The sequence below is a fragment of the Myxococcota bacterium genome (assembly GCA_041389495.1).
GTDB lineage: Bacteria > Myxococcota_A > UBA9160 > UBA9160 > UBA4427 > JAWKRT01.
In genome coordinates this window covers 404,843-424,258 of the sequence record JAWKRT010000001.1, presented here as the reverse complement: position 1 = coordinate 424,258, position 19,416 = coordinate 404,843, and the positions used below count along the sequence as shown (strand labels likewise).

Here is a 19,416-nt window from a genome sequence, read left to right as displayed (position 1 = left end):
GCACGGCGGCGACGGGGCCTTCCACTTGAGTCGAGCCTCCGCATCGGCCTAGCATGCGCGCCGGGGAGGTACCGCGATGCGACCCGTCCATCCCACCCGGCTCGCGTGCGCCCGGCTCGCATGCGCCCGGCTCGCGTGCATCGGGCTCGCGTGCGCCGTGCTCGCCGGCTGCCGTTCCTACGTCGAAGCGCCCGTCGACGTGGGCTCGATGCTCGCGCACACGTCGGGCGAGCGCGCGCTCTCGCAGAGGCTCGGCAAGTCTCCCCACACGTGCGTCGACGCCGACGTCGCGCACCGCGTCTGCAGCTGGGAGCTCGGCGCGCGCGATGCGGCCTGGCCCGAGATCTCGGGCGCCATGGGCATCGAGCAGAAGGTGGGCGTCGTGTGCGTGGTTCCCGTGGACGACGGCGGCGGCGAGCTCAACCGCTGCACCACGACCGTGCGCGCACGCCACTCGCTCGCGGCCTCGCTCGCGCGCGCGCGCGGCACGCTCGGCGATCGCGCGCCGACCCTGCTGCCGGACGACGCGCACGCCGCGCGCGCCGCGATCGACGCCGCGCGCACCGTCGGCGAGCTGAGCTTCGTGCTCGGCGAGGCACCGCGGCAGTGCCTGCGCAAGCGCGCCGACGAGATCGAGTGCCACTGGTGGATCACGAGCCGCTCCGCCGGCTACCGGATCGCCGCGACCGCCGCCGACAGCTCGAGCAAGCTCGCCGTCGTGTGCACGTTCCCGTTCGACGGCTCGCCGAGGCCGGCGTCGAACGTCTGCCGCATCCGCGAAAGCTAGGCGGACGGTCGATCGGCAACACGCCGGCAGCATGCGCCGCGCGCGTTCCGCCCCGCGGCACGCCGCGCCGACCTCGCGCGCCCTCGACGCCGTCCGTTCGGAATCGCTTTGGGCGTCCCGGGTGTAGGATCCCGGCGCCCGTGTCGGATCGCGCGGCGCGCGTGCCCCGCGCGTTCCCGACCCGGTGCCTTCGCGCCGGGCGTCGTCGTTGCGCCGCGGTCGCAATCAGGAGCCGTCCATGTCTCGCGGGTCGCTTCGGTCGGTGTCGATCGGAGGGGGTCGTCGTGCAGCCTCCTTCCTTCGCGGGATCGCGCTCGTCTCGACGTTATTGGGTTTCGGTGGAGCGCCTGGAATCGCCGGCGCGGCGCCCCTGATCGAGACGCTCGTCCTGGCCGAGGGCGGCGACTCGATCGGCACGGGGTGCACGCTGTTCGCGCCCCCGGCTCCCGTGCACGCGTTCTTCGGATCGGTGGGCGTCCTCGTCCCGGTGCCGGGGTCGACCGCGTGCGGCGTCGACGGCGACTACGACTGGCTCACGTCCGCGGGGCCCGCGCTCTCCGACGAGCGGTCCCTCACGACGGCCTGGGGCTCGAACTCGTACAGCGGTGACGCGCAGGCACAGGCGCGCTTCGGCGCGCTCGGCGCGAGCGCGCAGTCGAGCTACGCGGGCGGCTCGAGCGGAATCAACGTGAGCGGCAGCGAGGGCCTCGCACTCGCGCGCGACGAGCTCACGATCTCGAGCCCCGGCATCGCGCCCGGCACGCCCGGCACGCTCGTCGCGCGCATCACGATCTCGGGCGCGCTCTCGACCGACGGCGTCGGCGGCGCCGGTGTCTACGTCCGCAACTGGGACCCCGCAGGCGGCATCACGCGCAACGTGCTCCTGTCGCAGGCGACGGGCCCGGGCTCGCTGCCGACCCTCTTCTCGAGCGACGGAACCGGTCTCGGGGGCTTCTCGCTCGCGAACGGCAGCATGAGCGGCAGCGGCGAGGTGCCGACGCTCCCGATCGCGTTCACGTTCGGCACGCCCCTCGCGTTCGAGATCGGGCTCTTCGCCTACGCGGACCCGACGCTCACGTCGCACCCCGCGTCGAGCTTCACGGCCACGCTGACCGGGCTCGCCGTGACGGGGCCCGGCGGTCCCGTCGCGACGTTCGACGTCGTCGCCGCCTCCGGCGCGACCTACGACGCGAGCGGCATCGGACGCCCCGTGCCCGCCCTGCCCGCCCCGGCGCTCGCGCTCGGCCTCGCGGGCGTCGCGGGCGTCGGGGCGGCGGCACTGCGCGGGAGGCGCGCGATGCGGCGAGCGACGCGACGGTGGAGTGCCATGACGAGAGCCCGATCGCCCCGCACCCGATGACGAGCGCGTCGGGCGACCGTCGGTTCCCGGCACGGGATCGTCGAGGTTGCGGACCTCGATGGATCGGCGTCGCAGCACCGCCACACGCAGGTGCCATCGCTCGCTAGGTAGCGGCTCTGGTTGCGGAGCCATCGCACGGGCGGAGCAGCCGGAGCACCAGCTCGACGAGCCGCTTGGCCGGCCGCTCGCGCCGCGCGACGGTCGGCACGAGCACGCGCGCGAGCATGGCCCCCAGCAACACGTCGAAGACGTCGTCGGGGTCGACCGCCGCGTCGAGGGTTCCCGGCTGCGCGGCCGCGAGGATGGCGACGAAGCCCGGCCGCGCCGAGACACCGAGCCATGCGCCGTTCGGCGCCTCGCGCCCGCCTTGATACAGCGCGAGCAGGTGCGGCATGGCAGCGCGCACCGCCGGCTCGCCGAGCGCCGCGAGATAGCTGCGTACGAATCGCCGAAGGTCGCGCGGGAGGTTGCCGGTCGGCCGCACGTCGGCCGCCGACAGGCCGGGGAAGACCGCCTGCTCGATGATCTCGATGCGCGAGGGCCAGCGGCGATAGATCGCGGACGTGTGTACGCGCGCGCGCGACGCGATCGCCTGCACGGTCGCGCCATCGAAGCCGCGGGCGGCGAGCACCGCGCGCGTCGCCTGGAGCACCCGGTCGTCGATGCGCGCGTCGCGGGGGCGGCCCGGGGCGGAGATCGTCGCATCCAGCGTCATGCGCCCATGGTACGCTCCGCTTCCATTACAGGAAATAGCGTCCTGTATATGAGCGCGATCCCGTGCAGGCGTGCGCAGGAGGGCCGATTCCGTGAACGACTTCCAGAAGCGCTACGGGCCGTGGGCCGTCGTCGCGGGCGCCTCCGACGGGACGGGCGCCGCGTTCGCGGAGCAGCTGGCTGCGCGCGGCGTGAACGTCGTCCTGGTCGCGCGCCGGCGCGCACTGCTCGAAGACCTCGCCGCTCGTTTGCCCACCGAAGCGCGCGTGGTCGTGCTCGACCTCGCCACGCCCGATGCGGGAGCAGTGCTCGCCGCCGCGACCGAAGACCTCGACGTCGGGCTCGTCGTCTACAACGCCGGCGCGGACCCGCACAGCCTTCCCTTTCTCGAGCAGCCGCTCACCGACCTCCGCTCGCTCGTCGCGCGCAACTGCGCGACGGTGGTCGACACGTGCCACCACTTCGGGAAGCGGCTCGTCGCGCGCGGACGCGGCGGCGTCGTGCTCGTGTCGTCCGCCGCGGCGTGGGTCGGAGCCGGCTACATCGCGGCGTACGGCGCCACGAAGTCGTTCGATCTGATCCTCGCCGAAGCGCTGTGGGCGGAGTGGCGGCCGCACGGCGTCGACGTGCTCGCGCTCGTGCTGGGTGCGACGGACACGCCTTCGCTGCGCGCGATGCTGGCGAAGCGCGGCGGCACCTTCCCCGACATCGCGAAGGCCGAAGACGTGGTGCGCGAAGGGCTCGACCACCTCGCCGACGGGCCGACCTGGAGCATCGGCATGCCCGATCCGCGGGGGCCGTCGCCGCTCGCGACACTGCCGCGCCGCCAGGCCTCCGAGCTCCTCACGGAGCACGCGAGCGCGGCGCATCGCGCGGCGCAGAGCTGAGCGAGCGACGAGGTACGCAATGAGAGCCGCGATCCTCGAGAACGGCCGCATCGCGGTCGGCGAGCTCTCCGACCCGACGCCCGCCGAACACCAGGTGCTCGTGCGCACGCATCGCTGCGCGCTGTGCGCCTCGGACGCGCACTTCCTGATCTCGGGGCCGACCATCGTCGAGCGCTCGCGCAGGAACGGCGGCGCGTACGGCGGCATCGACCTCGCTCGGCCGATCGTGATGGGCCACGAGTACGTCGGCGAGATCCTCGACTACGGTCCGGGAAGCAGTCGCCCGCTTCCCGTCGGCGCGCTCGTCACGGCGATCCCCGGCATCCGCACGAAGGGCGGCTTCGGCATCGTCGGCTACTACCCCGACTGCCCGGGCGGCTACGGCGAGTACATGCTGCTCGACGAGAGCTTCCTGCTCGAGCTGCCGCGCGACGTCGACCTCGATCTCGCTTCGCTCGTCGAGCCGCTCGCGGTCGGCATCGAGCACGCGCGCGCGGGCGAAGCGCGCGAGGGCGACGTGCCGCTCGTCGTCGGCTGCGGCGCGATCGGCCTCGGCGTGATCGCGGGGCTGCGCCTGCAGGGCATCGCGCCGATCGTCGCGAGCGACTTCGACCCGCGCCGCCGCGAGCTCGCGCTCGCGATGGGCGCCGACGTCGCGCTCGACCCGCGCGACGAGTCGCCGTACGCGCGCCGCAAGGATCTCGGCGAGCGCGCCCCTAACATCGTGTACGAGTGTGTCGGGAAGCCCGGCATCCTCGGCGCGATCGTCGACGCGATCGCCCCGGGCGGGCGCATCGTGATGGGCGGGTACTGCCTCGAGCCGGAGGAGGTCTACGTGCCGACGGCGCAGGAGAAGCGACTGCGCGTGCACTTCGCGGGCGGCGAGACGCCGGCCGACATGATCGCCGCGCGCGATGCGATCGTCTCCGGCGCGGTCGACCTGCGGCCCTGGCTGGGCGAGGGCATCGGGCTCTCCGGCGTCGCGGACGCGCTCGCGCGGATGTCCGACCCGGCGTCGCCGATCCGCACCGTCGTCGACCCGTCGCGCCCGTGAGCGCGCGCGACTCGACCCACAGGAGGGCGCCCACGTGCTGAAGCTCGTCTACCTCGCGAAGCGCAAGCCCGGCTTTGCATTCGACGACTTCGTCCGGCGCTGGCGCATGCACGGTGCGCGCGGCATGGAGGGCTCGTTCTGGCGCCATGCGCTCGCCTACGTCCAGGCCGAGCCGCTCCGCCCGACGCCCGTCGCCGGCACGTCCGAGGCGTTCGACGCGATCGCGATCTTCGCGGTGCGCGACGACGCGTTCGCCGCGATGACACCCGACGACATCGCGGGCGCGAAGACGATGGCGCAGGACGAGCTCGAGACGTTCTCGGCGCCGATCCCGACGACCGCGCTGTGGGTGGACGAGGAGCGCCTGCTCGACGGCGAGTTCGGCGGCATCGCCGCGTATCTGTTCTTCGCGGACGAGGTGAGCGCGCGCGCGGCCGCAGCGCTCGCCCTCGCGTCCGGCGCGCTCCACCGCATCGTCGTGAATCGCCGCCGCGACGCCGGCCCGTTCGGGCCGCAGGCGGACACGCTGCCGTACGGCGCCATCGTCGAGCTCGCCGCATCGAGCGTCGACGCGCTGACGAGCGCGCTCGGCGCGGGGAACGCGGGGCTCGTCGCCGCCGCCGACGTCGCCGTGATCACGCGCGAGGTCGTCTTCTGGGATCGGCGCGCGACCTAGCCCGGCGCGCCGCGACGGGCGCCGGGGCCGTGCCCCCGGCACCTCCTCGGCGAGCGACTCGCGACGAGGTCTGCTCCGAGCGTCACTTCGCACAGCGTCGAGGCCGCGAGCGGGCGCATCGCTCGGAGCCGCGTTCCGCTCGCAGCGCGGCCGACCGGCACCCTCCGGTCACGACCCGGTCACGCACGTCCTGGTATCGCGTGGTGACAGCGCGGTGGCACTGCTGCGTTCGTGGGAGATCGCGATGGAACTGTCCGTGCTGCGGGCGGAGCGGCGCCCAGGCATCACTCGTTCGCGTCCCGATGCCGAACGCGCCGCGCGTGTGCGCTGCGGGCGGCGCTGCATCGCGGTGTTGGTGGCGGCGGTCGCGCTCGCGTCCCGCGCGGCCCATGCGCAGGTCCTGCAGACCGTCACCGACGGCGTCGGCGGCGTCGATGGCCTCGCCGGCGTGAAGCACATCGCCATCAGTCCCGACGGCGCACACCTCTACGCGGCGGCGGACACGGACTCCGCCGTCTCGGTCTTCGCCATCGGCCCCACGGGCCTGCTCACGTTCGTGCAGGCGTTGAAGGACGACTGGGTGGGAGGCCCGTCCGACGGCCTGCGGAACGCGCGCTATCTCCAGGTGAGCCCCGACGGCGCCAACGTCTACGTCGCCGCGTACAACGAGTTCGCGACCGCGTCGTTCAGCCGCAACCCGGCGACCGGCGCACTCGCGCTGGTCAACGAGGTGCCGAACCCGCCGTGCTGCAGCGCCTTCACCTCCATCAACGAGGTGGTGGTGAGCCCCGACGGCGAGCACGTCTACACCGTCTCGAACGGCTACGCCGTCGCACTCGCGCGCGGCTTCGGTGGCTCCATCTCGTTGATCGACCAGTACGACCTGATCGACGACACCTTCGGCCGCGGCTTCGCGGTGGCGGTGAGCCCGGACGGCGCGCATCTCTACATCGCGCACGACATCTACCTCGAGGCCGTGACGCGGCAATCGGGCGGCGCGCTCGCATTCGCCGCGCAGTACGAGGACGGGATCGGCGGCATCGACGGACTGAACGGAGTGGAGTCGATCGCGATCAGCCCGGATGGCTTCGACGTCTACGCCGGCAGCGTGAACGACCACGCGGTCACCCATTTCACGCGCAGCCCGGCGACCGGACAGCTGAGCTTCCAGACCGCCTACGTCGACCTGAGCCAGTGCGCCCACGTGAACGAGCTGCTGATGCTCGCCGATGGCTCCGGGCTCGTGGCCTCGTGCCTCGAGCACGTCGCGTTCTACGAGCGCGACCCCGCGACCGGCGCACTCTTTCTGTCCGCCTCGATTCCACAGGAGAGCATCGGCGCCTCGCAGATCTACAGTGCCGCCGTCTCCGGCGGCGTCCTCTATCTCGCGAGCAACCAGACGAACAGCATCGTCGTGCTTCCGGCGCCGGCCGCGGCACCGGCCGTGCCCGACCTCACCGCAGCCGCCTGGCTCATCGGCTTCGCCGGCATCGCAGGCGTCGCCATCTGGAATCTCGGCGCGCGCTCGCGCCGACGCCCGGGAAGCCGCGCGACCGCCTAGCAAGCGGCGAGCGACGGCTCGACGGGCCGGCACGTCGAAGCTCGGCTTCGCGCGGACGACGTGCGTTCGAGACTCGGACCAGCAGGAGATGCGTGGCGCGCCCGGCACGACTCGAACGTGCGACCCTCAGCTCCGCAAGCTGATGCTCTATCCATCTGAGCTACGGGCGCCCATGCCCTGGAGGCCCGTGGGCGGGCCTCGGTGGAGGTTCCGGGCGTCGGGCGACGCCGGGCCTCCGCGGGGCGCGCAGTCTAGCGCACGGCGACGGGCGTCAAGTGCGCCGGGATGCACAAAGAATGGGGTGTGGCGCGGGGCTCAGCCGGCGTCGCGGAGCTTCGCGTAGGCGTCGAGCGCGGGGGCGAACTCGCGGGCGGTCGAGCCGTGGATGCAGACGGAGTCGGCGCCGTGCTCGAGCTCGGCGCGCCAGTAGCGGGCGCAGTCCTCGGGTGAGCCGGTGGCGGCGGGGAGCCACTCGGACGGGATGAGCGGTGCGATGGCCTCGAGCTGCTCGAGCGTCGCGACGCTGTCGATGCCGCCGGGCACGGCGCGCACGGCGTCGGAGGCGCGGAAGGCGGCGAGCACCTCCGGATCCCAGCCGTTGAGCGCGACGAGGTGCTCGGCATAGCCGGGCGCCTGCATGTAGGTGGCCATGCGCGCGACGAACTTGCGCAGGAAGGCCTCGCGACTCGGGTCGACGGCGGTGGCGCAGACGGTCGTGATCTTCACGGCGTCGGGGTCGCGGCCCGCGGCCTCCGCGCCCTCCTGGACGAGTGCCCTCGCGCGGCGCAGGCCCGCGTGCGTGATGAACGTGTGGAGGTGGACGCCATCGAAGTGCGCGCCCGCCATGCGCAGGCTGCGCGGGCCGAACCCGACGAAGTGGACGGGGATCGAGGCGTCCATCCAGTCGCCCATCGACAGATAGGGAAGCCGGCCGAGCGCGCCGTCGTAGCCGGCGACCTTCTCGCCCTTCCAGAGCGCGCGAAGGATGCGCACGCCGTCGGCGAGCTTCGCGTTCGAGACGTGCTCGAGGCCCATCATCTGGTCGCGCACACCGACGCCGCGCGCGAGCCCGAGCTCGAAGCGGCCGCCCGACAGGTGGTGCAGCGTGCTGCCGAGCGTCGCGAGCAGGAGCGGGTGACGCGTGTGGAGGTTGGTCGCGGCGGTCGCGACGCGGATGCGCTCGGTGACGGCGAGCGCTGCGCCGCAGACGGCGCCGGCCTCCTTCACGTCGAAGCGTTCGGAGAGCCACACGCGCCCGAGCCCCGCGGCCTCGGCGGCGCGCGCCTCGGCGATCGCGTCGGCCGGCGTCTGCGTGTGGCCGGGCAGGATGTAGCAGTCGAGCTCGGGGAAGGCGGTGTCGCGCGGCATGCGGGCTCCGTCGGAGTGCGAGAGTGGTCTTCGTGCGCGCAGTCTGCACCGGCGCGGCCGCGTGTGCGCGCGCTTTCACGCGCTCGCGTCGCGCGTCTCGCTCACGGCCGGCCCCACGACGAAGCCCGTGCCCTCCGGCGCCTCGCCGACGTAGCGCGCGCGCGGCGCAGCAGCCGGTCGGTCGCGTACTGCTCGAGCACGTGCGCCGTCCAGCCCGCGCTGCGCGCGACCGCGAAGACACCGGCCGCGGCGCCGACGGGGAGCCCGAGCGCGGCGCGCAGCGCGACCATCGTCGCGTCGAGGTTCGGCTTCGGGAGGCCCGCCTCGTCCATCGCGTCGACGAGCGCGCGCACGCAGCGCACCTCGTTCGCGCGCGGCGCGAGGGCGATGGCGTCCGCGAGCAGCACGAGCGCGCGCGGGTCGGCCGCGGCGCCGTAGTAGCCGTGCCCGAAGCCGGGGATGCGCTCGTCGCGCCGCGTGCGCTCGCGCACGACGCGCGCGGCCTCGGACGGGCGCGCCATCTCGCGACGACGGCCTCGACGCCGTCGGACGCCGAGCCGTGCCACGCGCCCGAGAACGCCGCGAGCCCGGCGAGCACCGACGCGTACGGATCGGCGCGCGTCGACGCCGCGACGCGCGCCGCGAAGGTCGACGCGTTGAGCTCGTGGTCGGCGGCGAGCACGAGCCAGCGATCCACGGCCGCGACCGTGCGCGCCGTCGGGCGCCGGCCGCACGCGACGAGCACGGCGCGGGCGATGCCGCGCGCCGCCCACGCGGCGCGGGCGCGATCCGGTGCGCGGGCAGCGCGAGCGCGCACGCGAGCAGCCGCGCGAGGCGGCGTGCGCGCGCGAGCACGGCGTCGCCGCGCCGGTCGTGGCGGTGGCGATCGCTCGCGGCGGCGAGCGCGACGACGGCGATCGCGGCGCTCGTGCGGCTCGCGTCGCGCGGGAGGAGGCGCGCGAGCGCGCGGAAGTCGGGCGCGTCGTCCGGCACGGCCCAGCGCACCGGGCCCGCGGGCAACGCGCCCGTCCACAGCAGCTCGCTCGCGGCCTCGAACGCGACGCCGCGCGCGGCGAGGTCGACGGCGACGTGGCCTCGATAGGCGGGCCCGCGCGGCGTCATCGCCGTGATCGCCGAGTCGAGCACGGGCTCGCCCCACGCGAGCGCGCGCGCCGCGGACGCGCCCCGCTGACGCGCGCGCAGGCCCTCGACGTCGCTGCGCAGGTAGCGCCGCTCGCGGTGCGCGCCGTCGTGCGCGACGGAGCGCAGCAGGCCGCGGCTCACGTACGCGTAGAGCGTCGCGACCTTCACCCCGAGCAGCTTCGCGGCCTGCGCCGCCGTGAGCTCGTCCCGCGCGCTGGATCGCGCCGCCATTCCGCCTCCTCCGCGCCGCGTCCGGGCGCGCCGCGCCTCCGCCGGGGCGCGCGCCGCGCGCTTCGCCGGGGCGCGCGCCGCGCGCTTCCGCCGGGGCGCGCGCTGCGCGCGCAGGGCGCGCCTGCGCCGGAGCCGACGCTCACATTGATTACTTGATCAAGATTTACGAACGCTCCGATTCGACCGAATCTCCGGCGCGCGCGCAAGCCGCGGCGACCCGACGCCGCCGAGGAGACGACCGATGACCGACTTCGCCCCGACCGCCCGCTCCGCCCCTGCCCCCGTCCGCCCCGGCCTCGACGGCGTCGTCGTCGCCGAGACGCGGCTCTCGCTCGTCGACGGCGAGCGCGGGCGCCTCGTCGTGCGCGGCCACGACGTCGAGGCGCTCGCGGGCGCGCTCTCGTTCGAGGACGCGGCGGCGCTGCTGTGGACGGGCGCGCTGCCCGACGCCGCGGCCCGCGAGGCGCTCTGCCGCGAGCTCGGCGCGGCGCGCGCGCGCGCGTTCGCGCGACTCCCGGAGGTCGAGCGCGCGCTCGCGACCGACGACGCGATGGAGGCGCTGCGCGGCGCCACCGCCTGGCTGCGCGCGGAGCGCGGCGAGAGCGACGCGTCGCTGCGCGTCGCGATCACGGCCGCGGTCGGCGTCTTCGCGGCCGCGTGGGTGCGCCTGCGCGCGCGGCGCGCCCGTCGCACCCGACCCGTCGCTCGGCCACGCGGCCGACCTGCTCCGCTGCGCGCACGGCCGCGCGCCGAGCGCGGCGAGCGCCGCCGCGCTCGACGCCTATCTCGTGACGGTCGCCGAGCACGGCATGAACGCGTCGACGTTCGCCGCGCGCGTCGTCGCATCGACGGGCTCGGACGCCGTGTCGGCGGTCGTCGCCGCGCTCGGCGCGCTCAAGGGCCCGCTGCACGGCGGCGCGCCGGGGCCCGTGCTCGACATGCTGGACGCCATCGGCGAGCCCGGCGCCGCGGAGGCGTGGCTGCGCGCGGAGCTCGACGCGGGGCGGCGCATCATGGGGCTCGGCCATCGCGTGTACCGCGTGCGCGACCCGCGCGCGGCGGTGCTCGAGCGCGCGATCGCCGCGCTCGAGGCGAGCGAGGGCGGCGGCCGCTACCTCGCGCTCGCGCGCGCCGTCGAGCGCGTCGCCGTGCGCGTGCTGCGCGAGCGCTACCCGGCGCGCGGGCTCGACGCGAACGTCGAGTTCTACACGGCCGTGCTGCTCGACGCGCTCGGCTTCCCGCGCGACGCGTTCACGGCGGTCTTCGCCGCGGCGCGCGTCGCGGGCTGGCTCGCGCACGTCGACGAGGAGCGCGAGCGCGGCCGCCTGATCCGCCCGGACGTGCGCTACGTCGGGAGCGTGCCCGCCGAGGCGGCCTGACGAGCGCGCGCGCGCCGCGCGCAGGCGACGTCGGGAGCGCGAACGAGAAGGGGCCGCTCGGCCTTCGCCGAGCGGCCCCGGGTGCGGTGCCCGATTCGCTCGCGCGTTACTTCCTGCGCAGCGCGGAGCGCGCGCCAGTGACCGCGAGCCCGACGGCGAGGGCGCCGACACCGAAGAGGGGAATCGCGGGAACGCCGCCGCCCACGAACGAGCCGCGCAGCAGCGACTGGGTGTTCGAGACGCCGCCGTTGAACGTGCCCCAGATGTAGGCCGATGCGGCCTGGAAGTTCCCGTTCGAGTCGAACGTCCAGGTGCCGAGGTCGTACGTCGGCGAGTTGATCGGCGGCACGGGAACGGTCTGGCCGTGCGGGATCTGCGCGCCCGACGTGCAGATCGTCTGCGGGCTCGCGATGCAGAACGCGAGGCCGGTGCTCGTCCAGCCGCCGAGCACGCCCCAGTCGACGCTCCCGCCGGCCGCCGTGCTGCCGGACGCCGTCTGGCCGAGTGTCGTCTTGAGCGTGTTCTTGGAGTCGACGAACACGAACGAGCCGGGGCCGAACACGGGCGTGAGCTGCGCAGTCGAGATGTTGGTCAGCACGACGCGCTGCTGGTTCCAGTCCGCGATCGTGACGGTTCCACCGCCGTTGTCGTTCAGCGTGAAGCTGCCCTGCTGCTGGCCCGGGTTCACGCGGATGGTCGGGCACAGCGTCACCGCGTAGGCGAGCTCGTCGCCCGGCGTGCCGTGCGGCGGAGTCGCGTCGTAGACCTTGATGACGGCGGAGGCGGGAAGGGCGAGAGCGGCAGCGGCGACGAACGCGATCGTGAGCGTGAGATGTCGAAGCCCCATGACGGAGGTCTCCTTTCGAGGTGGAGCGATGCGATGCGTACGGTGCCCGACTTCGTTGCCTCGGAGGTGGGCCGCCGGGCGGGCGCAGGCCGCCGGAGGACACCTTCCGCGAGCGCGCGCGAGCCGGGCACGGTGGCCTCGCGAGCGGGTCGTGCCCACCACCCTCTCCGAGTGCATGATATCTGTCAATGAGTTTTGTCATGACCAGTTCCGGGCATGGGCCGCGGCGTCGGCTCGGGGAGACTCGGGACGGCGGGCCGAGCGCGCCGGGGAGAGGGCGCGCGGGCACAGCTTGCGATCGCGTTCGCAGGAAGCGGCCCGCACCGCACGCCGACCGCGATTGGCGTCACTGATAATTATCACCTAGCCTGCGCCGGCCCATGCTCACGGCCCCCTCGAGAAGCCCGCGACGCCGCGGGAGCGCCGCCGGCTGCGGACGCGCGAGCGCCTCTACGAGGTGGCGCTCGACGAGTTCGTCCGGGTGGGCGTCGGGCCCGCGCAGGTCGGCGACATCACGCGCGTGGCCGGCGTGGCCTACGGAACGTTCTACACGCACTTCGAGAACAAGCAGGCCGTGCTGCTCGAGGCGTCGCGGCGGCTGGCCGAGCGCGTGCGCCGGCGCCTCGCGGACCTCCCGACCGAGTCGATCGCGACCGCCCGCGACTTCTTCCGGGCCCTGATCGAGGCCCACTACCTCGAGCCGAGCGACGCGCCCGAGCTGCGCCAGGAGATCTGGCAGGTCGCGGCCGCGCAGCCGCCGATGCCCGACGGGCACCCGCACATCGAGGGCATCGCGCGGCTCGTCGCCGCCGCGCAGGAGCGGGGCGTGATCCGCCGCGACGTCGGCGCCAAGAGCGTGGCGTCGGTCTTCCTCTCGAGCCTGCTCGGCTTCCTGAGCCGCGAGCGGGCGCTCGACGACCCGGAGCTCCTGCTGCTCGCCGAGATCTACGGCGCCGGCACCGCGCCGTGACGCGCGCGCTGCGCGCGGATCGCACTCGCATCCCCGAGATCCGAGATCCCTGGAGGACCCTCCGATGACCTCGCACCGCACGCGCGTGCTCGCGCGGCTCGCCGCCGTCGCGTCCGCACTCGCCCTCGCCGGGCCGGCCGCGGCCGGCGACGGCGATCTCAACGTCTACTACGGCGATCTCCACCTCCACACGTCCTACTCGACGGACGCCGTCTTCCTGAGCGGCGCGCGCACCGGGCTCGACGACGCCTACCGCTTCGCGCGCGGCGAGGCCGTCGAGTACGCCGGGCAGATGCTCCGGCGCGACGAGCCGCTCGACTTCATCGCCGTCACCGACCACGCCGAGCAGATGGGCGTCGGCCGCGCGCTGTACGACGACGAGGGGCCGCTCGCCGCGACCGAGATGAGCCGCACGCTCCGCGCCGGCAAGCACGCGCCGATCTCGCAGGTCGAGCGCCTCTTCAAGTCGAGCGATCCGATCCCGGGCGTCGACGTGAAGCCCATCATCGCGGGTGCGTGGAAGGCGGAGAAGCAGGCGGTCGACCGCTACTACCAGCCCGGCGTGTTCACGACCTTCCTCGCCTACGAGTGGAGCGCGACGCCCGACGGCCAGAACCTCCACCGCAACGTGATCTTCCGCGGCAACGAGGCGCCCCTGCCCTTCAGCTCGATCGACTCGCTGCGCCCCGAGGACCTCTGGACGTGGCTCGAGGAGAACCGCGCGCGCGGCATCGAGGCGCTCGCCATCCCGCACAACGCCGACGTCAGCAACGGCCTCATGTACGCGCCCCGCGACTCGGACGGCAAGCCGATCGACGCTCGTTATGCGAGGCGCCGCGCGGCGAACGAGCCGATCGGCGAGATCTACCAGAGCAAGGGCCAGTCCGAGACGCACCCTCCTCTCCGCCCGACGAGCTCGCGAGCTTCGAGATCTTCGAGTCGCTGATGGGCGCGACGGGCGGCATGCGGCGGGGCGAGCCGAGCGGAAGCTATTTCCGCGAGGCGTGGGGCCGCGGGCTCGCGATCGCGAAGGCGACCGGCGAGAACCCGTTCGCGTTCGGCGTCGTCGGCGCGACCGACCTGCACACGGGCCTCGCCGACACGCGCGAGTCGACGTACCGCGGGCCGGGGATGATGGGCGAGCTGCCCGTCGAGGCGGTGAAGGTGCTGCTCGCGCAGACGGAGGACCCGAACCCCGTCATCCCGCTGATCGCGACGGGAAGCGGCGGGCTCGCCGGCATCTGGGCTCCCGAGAACACGCGCGAAGCGCTCTACGACGCGCTCCGCCGCAAGGAGACGTTCGCCACCTCGGGCACGCGCATCGCGCTGCGCGTCTTCGGCGGCTGGGACTATCCCGCCGATCTCGTGCAGAAGCCGGGCTGGCGCGAGGCGGCGCAGGCGGGCGGCGTGCCGATGGGCGCCACGCTGCCCGCGCGGAGCGCGGAGGACGGCGCCGCTCCGCGCATCGCCGTGCTCGCGCTGCAGGACCCGCGCGGCGCGAAGCTCGAGCGCGTCCAGGTCGTGAAGGTGTGGCTCGGCGAGGACGGTCCGGCCGAGCAGGTCTACGACGCGAAGGTCGCGAAGGACGGCGCGCCGAGCCTCGAGGTCGTGTGGCAGGACCCGGGCTTCGACGCCGCCCGGCCCGCGCTCTACTACGTGCGCGTCGTCGAGCTCCCGACGCCGCGCTGGTCGACGCTGCTCGCGAAGGAAGCGGGCCTCCCGCCGACGAAGGGCTACCCCGAGACGATCCAGGAGCGCGCCTGGTCGTCGCCCATCTGGTACTCGCCGCCGGGAGCGAAGACCGCGTCGAACTAACGACGGCTCGCGCTCGGGCGCGGCGCGCGATCGACGTCGCCCTCTCCTCCCGCGAGTCGGTGGCGCGAGACGAACTCCCAGATCGCGTCGGCCGCGTCGAGCTCGCCGTCGGTCGGGCCGATCCGCGCCGCGAGCGCGGGATGGGCGCGGCGCCCGGGAGCGTGTGACCGCCGTCGGCGACGTCGTACAGCACGACGCTCGCGCCGTCGCGGCAGCCCGGGTACTCGACGCGCTCGACGTGCGGGGAAACGCGGGTGCGGCGCGGCGCGTCGACGGCGCAGCCGTCGAGCGCGGCCCAGCGGCGCATCGCCTCCGGCACGCCGTAGGTCCACGACGAGCCGGCGACGAGCCGCTCGTCGTCGTCCGCGAAGACGTTGACCGGGTCGAGCCGGCCGTGGATCGCGACGACCGGCACGGCGCGCGACGGGCGGCACTCGACCGACTCCGGCGGCGCGTCGCTCGCGCGCGGAGCGCGCACGCCCATCACCGGCGCGATCGCGGCGATGCGGTCGGCGAGGTCGCAGCCGAGCTGCGACGCCATGCGCCCGCCCCCCGACGCGCCCGCGGCGTAGATGCGCGCCTCGTCGATGCAGACGGTCTCCGCAATCGCGTCGATCGCGAGCGCGACGAACGCGACGTCGTCGAGCGCATCGGGCGGCGGGTGGACGGCGGTGCCGACGAGCGGAACGCCCGGGACGTTCCACGCGAAGCCCGCGATGCCCGGAGCCGGCGCGAAGGGCACGGCGCCGGTCGGCGTGGCGACGGCATAGCCGTGCTCGTCGGCGTCGGCGGGGAACATCGGACGCCCGTCCGCGCCGGGGGTCGCCATCGCCTGCTCGCCGGACGTCCCCGAGCCGTGGAGCCAGAAGAGCAGCGGCACGGCCGCGCCGTCGTAGCCGGCCGGCACCCAGAGCTGGAACGACCGGTCGACGCCGCCCTGCGCGACGTCGATCGTGTGCAGGCCGGGGACGCGAGCGCCGCGCAGCCGGCCGTCGTTCGCGAAGCGTCCGCGGACGCGCGCACCTCGCCGCCGTCGCGGTCGAGCTGCGCGCATCCGGAAGTCGCCGCGACGGCGAGCGCCGCCAGGCCGAGCTGCACGCGTCGTGCGCGCATCGTTCCGTACCTCGGTTCGAGGGAGCGCGTCCGCGCACACCTCCGCGCGCGGCGCACTCGCCCCCGGCTCGATCCCATCTGCATCCTAGACCGCCGGCGCAGCCGTTGATAGTTTGCCCCGCGCCGCGCGCACGGCTCGATGGAGGCACGCCTTGGCCTGGGATCTCGGGCTCCTGCTCGCGACGAGCGTGTGCGTCGGCATCGCGATCGAGACCGTCGCTCGTCGCCTCTGGCGCGACCTCGCCTCGGTTCCCGTGCTCGCCGTGAGCGCCGCGCTCTGGAGCGGCGGCGAGCTGCTGCTGCACCAGGCCGGCTCTCCGGGCGAGGCGCTCGCGGCGCGCCGCATCCTGTTCGCGGGCGTGTGCGCGCTCGGCCCCGTGCTGCTCTGGACGGCGGCGCGCCTGCACGGCCCGAGCGCGCGACGCGCGGGCGCGGCGGCCGCGCTCGCCGCCGGCGGCGTCGAGCTCGTGCTGTACGCATCGCTCTACGGCCCGCACCCCGAGTCGTTCATCGCCGGCGATCCGGCCGGCCCGACGCGCGGACCGCTCTTCTTCGTCCACGGCGCCGTGCAGTGGACGACGCTCGCCGTCGGCCTCCTGCTGTTCGCGACCGCGGCCGCGCGCGTCCGCGCGCAGCGACGCGCCACCGGGTGGATCGTGTTCGCGGCGATCGCGTTCCCGCTCGTCGTCAACTGGCTGTACGTCGGCCTCGACGTGCCGCCGCGCGACCCGACGCCGCTCGCGATGGCCGTCACGGCGGTCGTGCTGCGGTGGGGCGTGCTCGACCTCGTCGGCGCGCCCTTCCTCGCCGGGCTCGCGCGCTCCGAGCTGATGGACCAGCTCGACGCCGCCGTGCTCGTCGCCGACCACCGCGGCCGCGTGCTCGAGGTCAACCGCACCGGTCGCGCGCTGCTCGGCCTCGACGGCGCGCGCACCGAGCGCGACCTCGGCGAGCTGCTCGCGCCCTTCGCGCTCGATCCCGGCTTCGACGTGCGCCGCTTCCCGCTCGAGCGGCGCGGCCTCGTCGTCGGACAGGGCGTCGTCGTGACGGACCGCCGCACGGCCTACGAAGCCGAGCGGCGCGCCGACGTCGCGACGCGCGTCGAGGCGCTCGGGCTGCTCGCGCAGGGCCTGTCGCACGAGATCAACAACCCGATCACGTCGATCGGCATCGCCGCCGAGTTCCTCGGCGACCGCGCGCGCATGCTCGGCCTGCGCGACCCGGCCGAAGCCGCCGAGCTCGACGCGCTGATCGAGGTCGTCGCGACCGAGAGCGAGCGCGTCGCGGAGATCGTGCGGCGGATGAACAAGCTCGCGGCCGTGCCGCGCGAGGAAGGCGACGCGGCGCGCACGCACGTGCAGGCGATCGCGCGGCGCGCCATCGACCTGCTCGGCCTCGGCAAGGATCCGCAGCGCATCCGCGCCGACGTGCCGACGTCGCCCGTCCACGCGGCCGTGCGCATGGAGGACCTGCTGCAGATCCTGCTGCACCTGGTCTCGAACGCGCTCGAGGCGGACGTCGAGGGGCGCCCCGTCGACGTGCGCGTCGCGGCCGATCGCGACAGCGTCGTGATCGACGTCGAGGATCGCGGCGCGGGCCTCGGCGACGTCGACCCGGCGCGCCTCTTCGACCCGTTCTACACGACGAAGTCGCCGGGCCGCGGCGTCGGGCTCGGCCTCTCGCTCTGCTGGCAGCTCGCGCGCCAGAACGGCGGCCACATCGAGGCCGCCCCGCGCGAGGGCGGCGGCACGCGTCTGCGCCTCTCGCTCCCGCGCGCCTAGCATCGGCGCCCGCGGCGCGCCGGCGTCAGTCGGCCAGGTAGTACTCGAGCGTCGAGACGACGCGCACGCGCTTCACGTGCGGGTTGTTGCTGTCGCGGTCCTCGATCGAGAACTGGCCCTGCGAGGCCGACTTGATCTTGCCGAGCCGGCTCTCGGAATCGGCCGCGAACTTCTCCGCGACCGTGCGCGCGTTGCGCGTCGCCTCCTCGATCATCTCCGGCTTGATCGCGTTGAGCCCCTGGAACAGGAACTGCGTGCGCAGGTCGTAGCTCTCCTGCGAGAAGACGATCCCGGCCTCGCCGAGCTCGAGAAGGTCGCGCTTCGCCGCGCGCACCGCGTCGATCTTCGGGGTGTAGACGGTGAGGACCTGCTGCGCGAGATAGCGGAAGCGGGCGTCGTCGTTCCCGTAGCTCTGCGCCTGCTTGTCCGTGATCGCGGGCGCCCCGACCGTGATCTCGCCGTCGTCGAAGCCGCGCGCCTCGAGGAACGCGACCACGGTGTCGCGCTGGCGCGCGACCGTCGCGACGAGCGCGGCGAGGTCGTTGTCCGCGACCGAGAGCTGGAGCGGCCAGATCGCGACGTCCGCCGGGACGTCGCGCTCCGACAGCCCCTTCACGGAGACCGTGCGCTCGAGCGCGCGCGCGTCGGTGAAGCCCTTGCCGACGAAGTAGCCGCCGGCGGTCGTGCCGCCGGCGATGGCGAGGGCGAGGAGGAGGGCGGGAAGGACGTTCATGCGATCTCCGGTGTGGCAGGGGAGGGAGCGGGCGGGGCCGTGGGACGGACGGGCGACGGGTTGGTCGCCGCGCGCGCCGCGTCGGTTCGCCGCACGGCCAAGGACCGCGATCGCTAGGCGGTCGGTCCGCCGCTTCCGTAGGGGCGCGTGTGCACCTCGAGCAGGTGGCCGTCGGGGTCGTCGAGGCGCGCCTTCACGCGGTCGAAGTCCGCCTCGTCCACGAGGAACGCGTAGTGCCGGGGCTGGAAGTCGAGTCGCCCGCGTCGAGGAGGTCGAGCGAGGCGCCGTGCGCGAGCGCGACGACGGCAACGACGACGGCGAAGTGGCCGAAGGCCGCGGGCTCCGGGAGCCCGCGCATCTCCGAGAGGAAGCGAGCCCATGCCCGCTCGTCGCGGCTGTGCACGAGGATGTGGCCGATTCGGATCGACGCGCTCACCGGCTCCCCCGCTCGAAGCTGGACGCTAGGCCTCGATCTCGGGCTCGACGAGCCGCGCGAGGTTGAGCAGCGACTCCTGCCAGCCCAGGTAGCAGCCGTGCAGCGGGATCACGTCGGGGATGCCCTCCTGCACGATCGCCACCTCGGTGCCGACGGAGACCGGCGCGAGCGTCACGGTGACGCGCATCTCGCCCGGGAGGCCGGGGTCGTCGAAGGCGTCGGTGTAGACGATCCGCTCGTTCGGAACGAGCTCGCGATAGGTGCCGCCGAACGCCTCCTCCTTGCCGGTCGTGAAGTTCGTGAACGACATCCGGTAGCTGCCGCCGACCTTCGCCTCGTGCGAGTGGACGCGGCACGTGAAGCCGTTCGGTGGCAGCCAGCGGGCGAGCGCGTCGGGCTCGAGGAACGCGCGGTAGACCTTCTCGGGCTTCGTCGTGAGCACGCGGTGCAGGCGCACGGTCTGGCCGGACATGTCTCTCCTCCTGTGGGAAGTCGCGCGGGCTGCGCGCGCGGCGTCGGAAGCGCGCGCATCGAGCGTGGGGACGGCGCGCAGAGCATACG

General features: G+C 74.3%; 17 protein-coding genes, 1 tRNA gene and 3 pseudogenes. 13 read left to right on the top strand and 8 right to left on the bottom strand.

What is annotated here, in order from left to right:
• Window positions 1-76: 76 nt before the first annotated feature.
• Window positions 77-787, top strand: a complete 711-nt coding sequence (locus R3E88_01920; GenBank protein MEZ4215205.1) for a hypothetical protein — start codon at window positions 77-79, stop codon at window positions 785-787.
• A gap of 328 nt (window positions 788-1,115) precedes the next feature.
• A complete protein-coding gene (locus R3E88_01915) occupies window positions 1,116-2,147 on the top strand; it encodes a hypothetical protein (protein ID MEZ4215204.1) in 1,032 nt (343 codons plus the stop codon).
• Between the two features lie 103 nt (window positions 2,148-2,250).
• Here R3E88_01915 and R3E88_01910 read toward each other — a convergent pair whose 3' ends face one another.
• Window positions 2,251-2,862: a TetR/AcrR family transcriptional regulator gene (locus R3E88_01910; protein MEZ4215203.1), complete on the bottom strand. Its 612-nt coding sequence runs from the start codon at window positions 2,860-2,862 to the stop codon at window positions 2,251-2,253.
• A 91-nt stretch (window positions 2,863-2,953) separates the two neighbouring features.
• On the opposite strand from R3E88_01910, the gene R3E88_01905 reads away from it, so the two are divergent.
• The 4 genes from R3E88_01905 to R3E88_01890 all read left to right on the top strand — a co-directional run bounded on the left by R3E88_01905 (window position 2,954) and on the right by R3E88_01890 (window position 7,039).
• Window positions 2,954-3,748 carry an SDR family NAD(P)-dependent oxidoreductase gene (locus tag R3E88_01905; protein MEZ4215202.1) on the top strand — a complete coding sequence of 265 codons (795 nt, stop codon included), beginning with the start codon at window positions 2,954-2,956 and terminating at the stop codon, window positions 3,746-3,748.
• A 19-nt stretch (window positions 3,749-3,767) separates the two neighbouring features.
• Entirely contained in the window at window positions 3,768-4,802 is a 1,035-nt protein-coding gene (locus tag R3E88_01900) for a zinc-binding dehydrogenase (GenBank protein ID MEZ4215201.1), read from the top strand.
• A 34-nt stretch (window positions 4,803-4,836) separates the two neighbouring features.
• Window positions 4,837-5,478, top strand: a complete 642-nt coding sequence (locus R3E88_01895) for a hypothetical protein (GenBank protein MEZ4215200.1) — start codon at window positions 4,837-4,839, stop codon at window positions 5,476-5,478.
• A 355-nt stretch (window positions 5,479-5,833) separates the two neighbouring features.
• Complete coding sequence (locus R3E88_01890; protein ID MEZ4215199.1) at window positions 5,834-7,039, top strand: beta-propeller fold lactonase family protein; 1,206 nt, start codon at window positions 5,834-5,836, stop codon at window positions 7,037-7,039.
• A 93-nt stretch (window positions 7,040-7,132) separates the two neighbouring features.
• Here the strand turns inward: R3E88_01890 and R3E88_01885 are convergent.
• The 3 genes and pseudogenes from R3E88_01885 to R3E88_01875 all read right to left on the bottom strand — a co-directional run bounded on the left by R3E88_01885 (window position 7,133) and on the right by R3E88_01875 (window position 9,781).
• Window positions 7,133-7,209, bottom strand: a tRNA-Arg gene (locus R3E88_01885).
• A gap of 145 nt (window positions 7,210-7,354) precedes the next feature.
• Entirely contained in the window at window positions 7,355-8,407 is a 1,053-nt protein-coding gene (locus tag R3E88_01880; GenBank protein MEZ4215198.1) for a TIGR03857 family LLM class F420-dependent oxidoreductase, read from the bottom strand.
• A 101-nt stretch (window positions 8,408-8,508) separates the two neighbouring features.
• Window positions 8,509-9,781 (bottom strand): annotated as a pseudogene (locus R3E88_01875) (citrate synthase).
• A gap of 241 nt (window positions 9,782-10,022) precedes the next feature.
• Here R3E88_01875 and R3E88_01870 point away from each other — a divergent pair.
• Together R3E88_01870 and R3E88_01865 are read left to right on the top strand one after the other, a co-directional pair.
• Window positions 10,023-10,403, top strand: a pseudogene (locus tag R3E88_01870) (citrate/2-methylcitrate synthase).
• Window positions 10,404-10,503: 100 nt separating this feature from the next.
• Window positions 10,504-11,160, top strand: a complete 657-nt coding sequence (locus R3E88_01865; protein MEZ4215197.1) for a citrate/2-methylcitrate synthase — start codon at window positions 10,504-10,506, stop codon at window positions 11,158-11,160.
• Window positions 11,161-11,266: 106 nt separating this feature from the next.
• Here R3E88_01865 and R3E88_01860 read toward each other — a convergent pair whose 3' ends face one another.
• A complete protein-coding gene (locus R3E88_01860; protein MEZ4215196.1) occupies window positions 11,267-12,007 on the bottom strand; it encodes a hypothetical protein in 741 nt (246 codons plus the stop codon).
• Between the two features lie 457 nt (window positions 12,008-12,464).
• Here R3E88_01860 and R3E88_01855 point away from each other — a divergent pair, with 457 nt between their 5' ends.
• The 5 genes from R3E88_01855 to R3E88_01835 all read left to right on the top strand — a co-directional run bounded on the left by R3E88_01855 (window position 12,465) and on the right by R3E88_01835 (window position 17,686).
• Complete coding sequence (locus R3E88_01855; protein MEZ4215195.1) at window positions 12,465-12,977, top strand: TetR/AcrR family transcriptional regulator; 513 nt, start codon at window positions 12,465-12,467, stop codon at window positions 12,975-12,977.
• Window positions 12,978-13,041: 64 nt separating this feature from the next.
• Window positions 13,042-13,923: a DUF3604 domain-containing protein gene (locus tag R3E88_01850; GenBank protein ID MEZ4215194.1), complete on the top strand. Its 882-nt coding sequence runs from the start codon at window positions 13,042-13,044 to the stop codon at window positions 13,921-13,923.
• A complete protein-coding gene (locus R3E88_01845; protein MEZ4215193.1) occupies window positions 13,923-14,792 on the top strand; it encodes a DUF3604 domain-containing protein in 870 nt (289 codons plus the stop codon). The genes R3E88_01850 and R3E88_01845 overlap by 1 nt, the downstream gene beginning before the upstream one ends.
• Before the next feature lie 163 nt (window positions 14,793-14,955).
• Window positions 14,956-16,014, top strand: a complete 1,059-nt coding sequence (locus R3E88_01840; GenBank protein MEZ4215192.1) for a hypothetical protein — start codon at window positions 14,956-14,958, stop codon at window positions 16,012-16,014.
• 43 nt (window positions 16,015-16,057) lie between these two features.
• Complete coding sequence (locus tag R3E88_01835; GenBank protein MEZ4215191.1) at window positions 16,058-17,686, top strand: histidine kinase N-terminal 7TM domain-containing protein; 1,629 nt, start codon at window positions 16,058-16,060, stop codon at window positions 17,684-17,686.
• Between the two features lie 25 nt (window positions 17,687-17,711).
• On the opposite strand, the gene R3E88_01830 is transcribed toward R3E88_01835, so the two are convergent.
• The 3 genes and pseudogenes from R3E88_01830 to R3E88_01820 form a co-directional block, all read right to left on the bottom strand.
• Window positions 17,712-18,419 carry an SIMPL domain-containing protein gene (locus tag R3E88_01830; protein ID MEZ4215190.1) on the bottom strand — a complete coding sequence of 236 codons (708 nt, stop codon included), beginning with the start codon at window positions 18,417-18,419 and terminating at the stop codon, window positions 17,712-17,714.
• 113 nt (window positions 18,420-18,532) lie between these two features.
• A pseudogene (locus R3E88_01825) lies at window positions 18,533-18,777 on the bottom strand (hypothetical protein).
• A gap of 103 nt (window positions 18,778-18,880) precedes the next feature.
• Window positions 18,881-19,327 (bottom strand): SRPBCC family protein, encoded by a 447-nt coding sequence (locus R3E88_01820; protein ID MEZ4215189.1) that lies wholly within the window; start codon window positions 19,325-19,327, stop codon window positions 18,881-18,883.
• Window positions 19,328-19,416: the final 89 nt, after the last annotated feature.

Excerpts from the sequence above, each read along its gene's own strand:
- R3E88_01860 (MEZ4215196.1), bottom strand. The coding sequence starts at position 12,007 with ATGGGGCTTCGACATCTCACGCTCACGATCGCGTTCGTCGCCGCTGCC.
- R3E88_01900 (MEZ4215201.1), top strand. The coding sequence starts at position 3,768 with ATGAGAGCCGCGATCCTCGAGAACGGCCGCATCGCGGTCGGCGAGCTC.
- R3E88_01880 (MEZ4215198.1), bottom strand. The coding sequence starts at position 8,407 with ATGCCGCGCGACACCGCCTTCCCCGAGCTCGACTGCTACATCCTGCCC.
- R3E88_01820 (MEZ4215189.1), bottom strand. The coding sequence starts at position 19,327 with ATGTCCGGCCAGACCGTGCGCCTGCACCGCGTGCTCACGACGAAGCCC.
- R3E88_01910 (MEZ4215203.1), bottom strand. The coding sequence starts at position 2,862 with ATGACGCTGGATGCGACGATCTCCGCCCCGGGCCGCCCCCGCGACGCG.
- R3E88_01850 (MEZ4215194.1), top strand. The coding sequence starts at position 13,042 with ATGACCTCGCACCGCACGCGCGTGCTCGCGCGGCTCGCCGCCGTCGCG.
- R3E88_01920 (MEZ4215205.1), top strand. The coding sequence starts at position 77 with ATGCGACCCGTCCATCCCACCCGGCTCGCGTGCGCCCGGCTCGCATGC.
- R3E88_01830 (MEZ4215190.1), bottom strand. The coding sequence starts at position 18,419 with ATGAACGTCCTTCCCGCCCTCCTCCTCGCCCTCGCCATCGCCGGCGGC.
- R3E88_01845 (MEZ4215193.1), top strand. The coding sequence starts at position 13,923 with ATGGGCGCGACGGGCGGCATGCGGCGGGGCGAGCCGAGCGGAAGCTAT.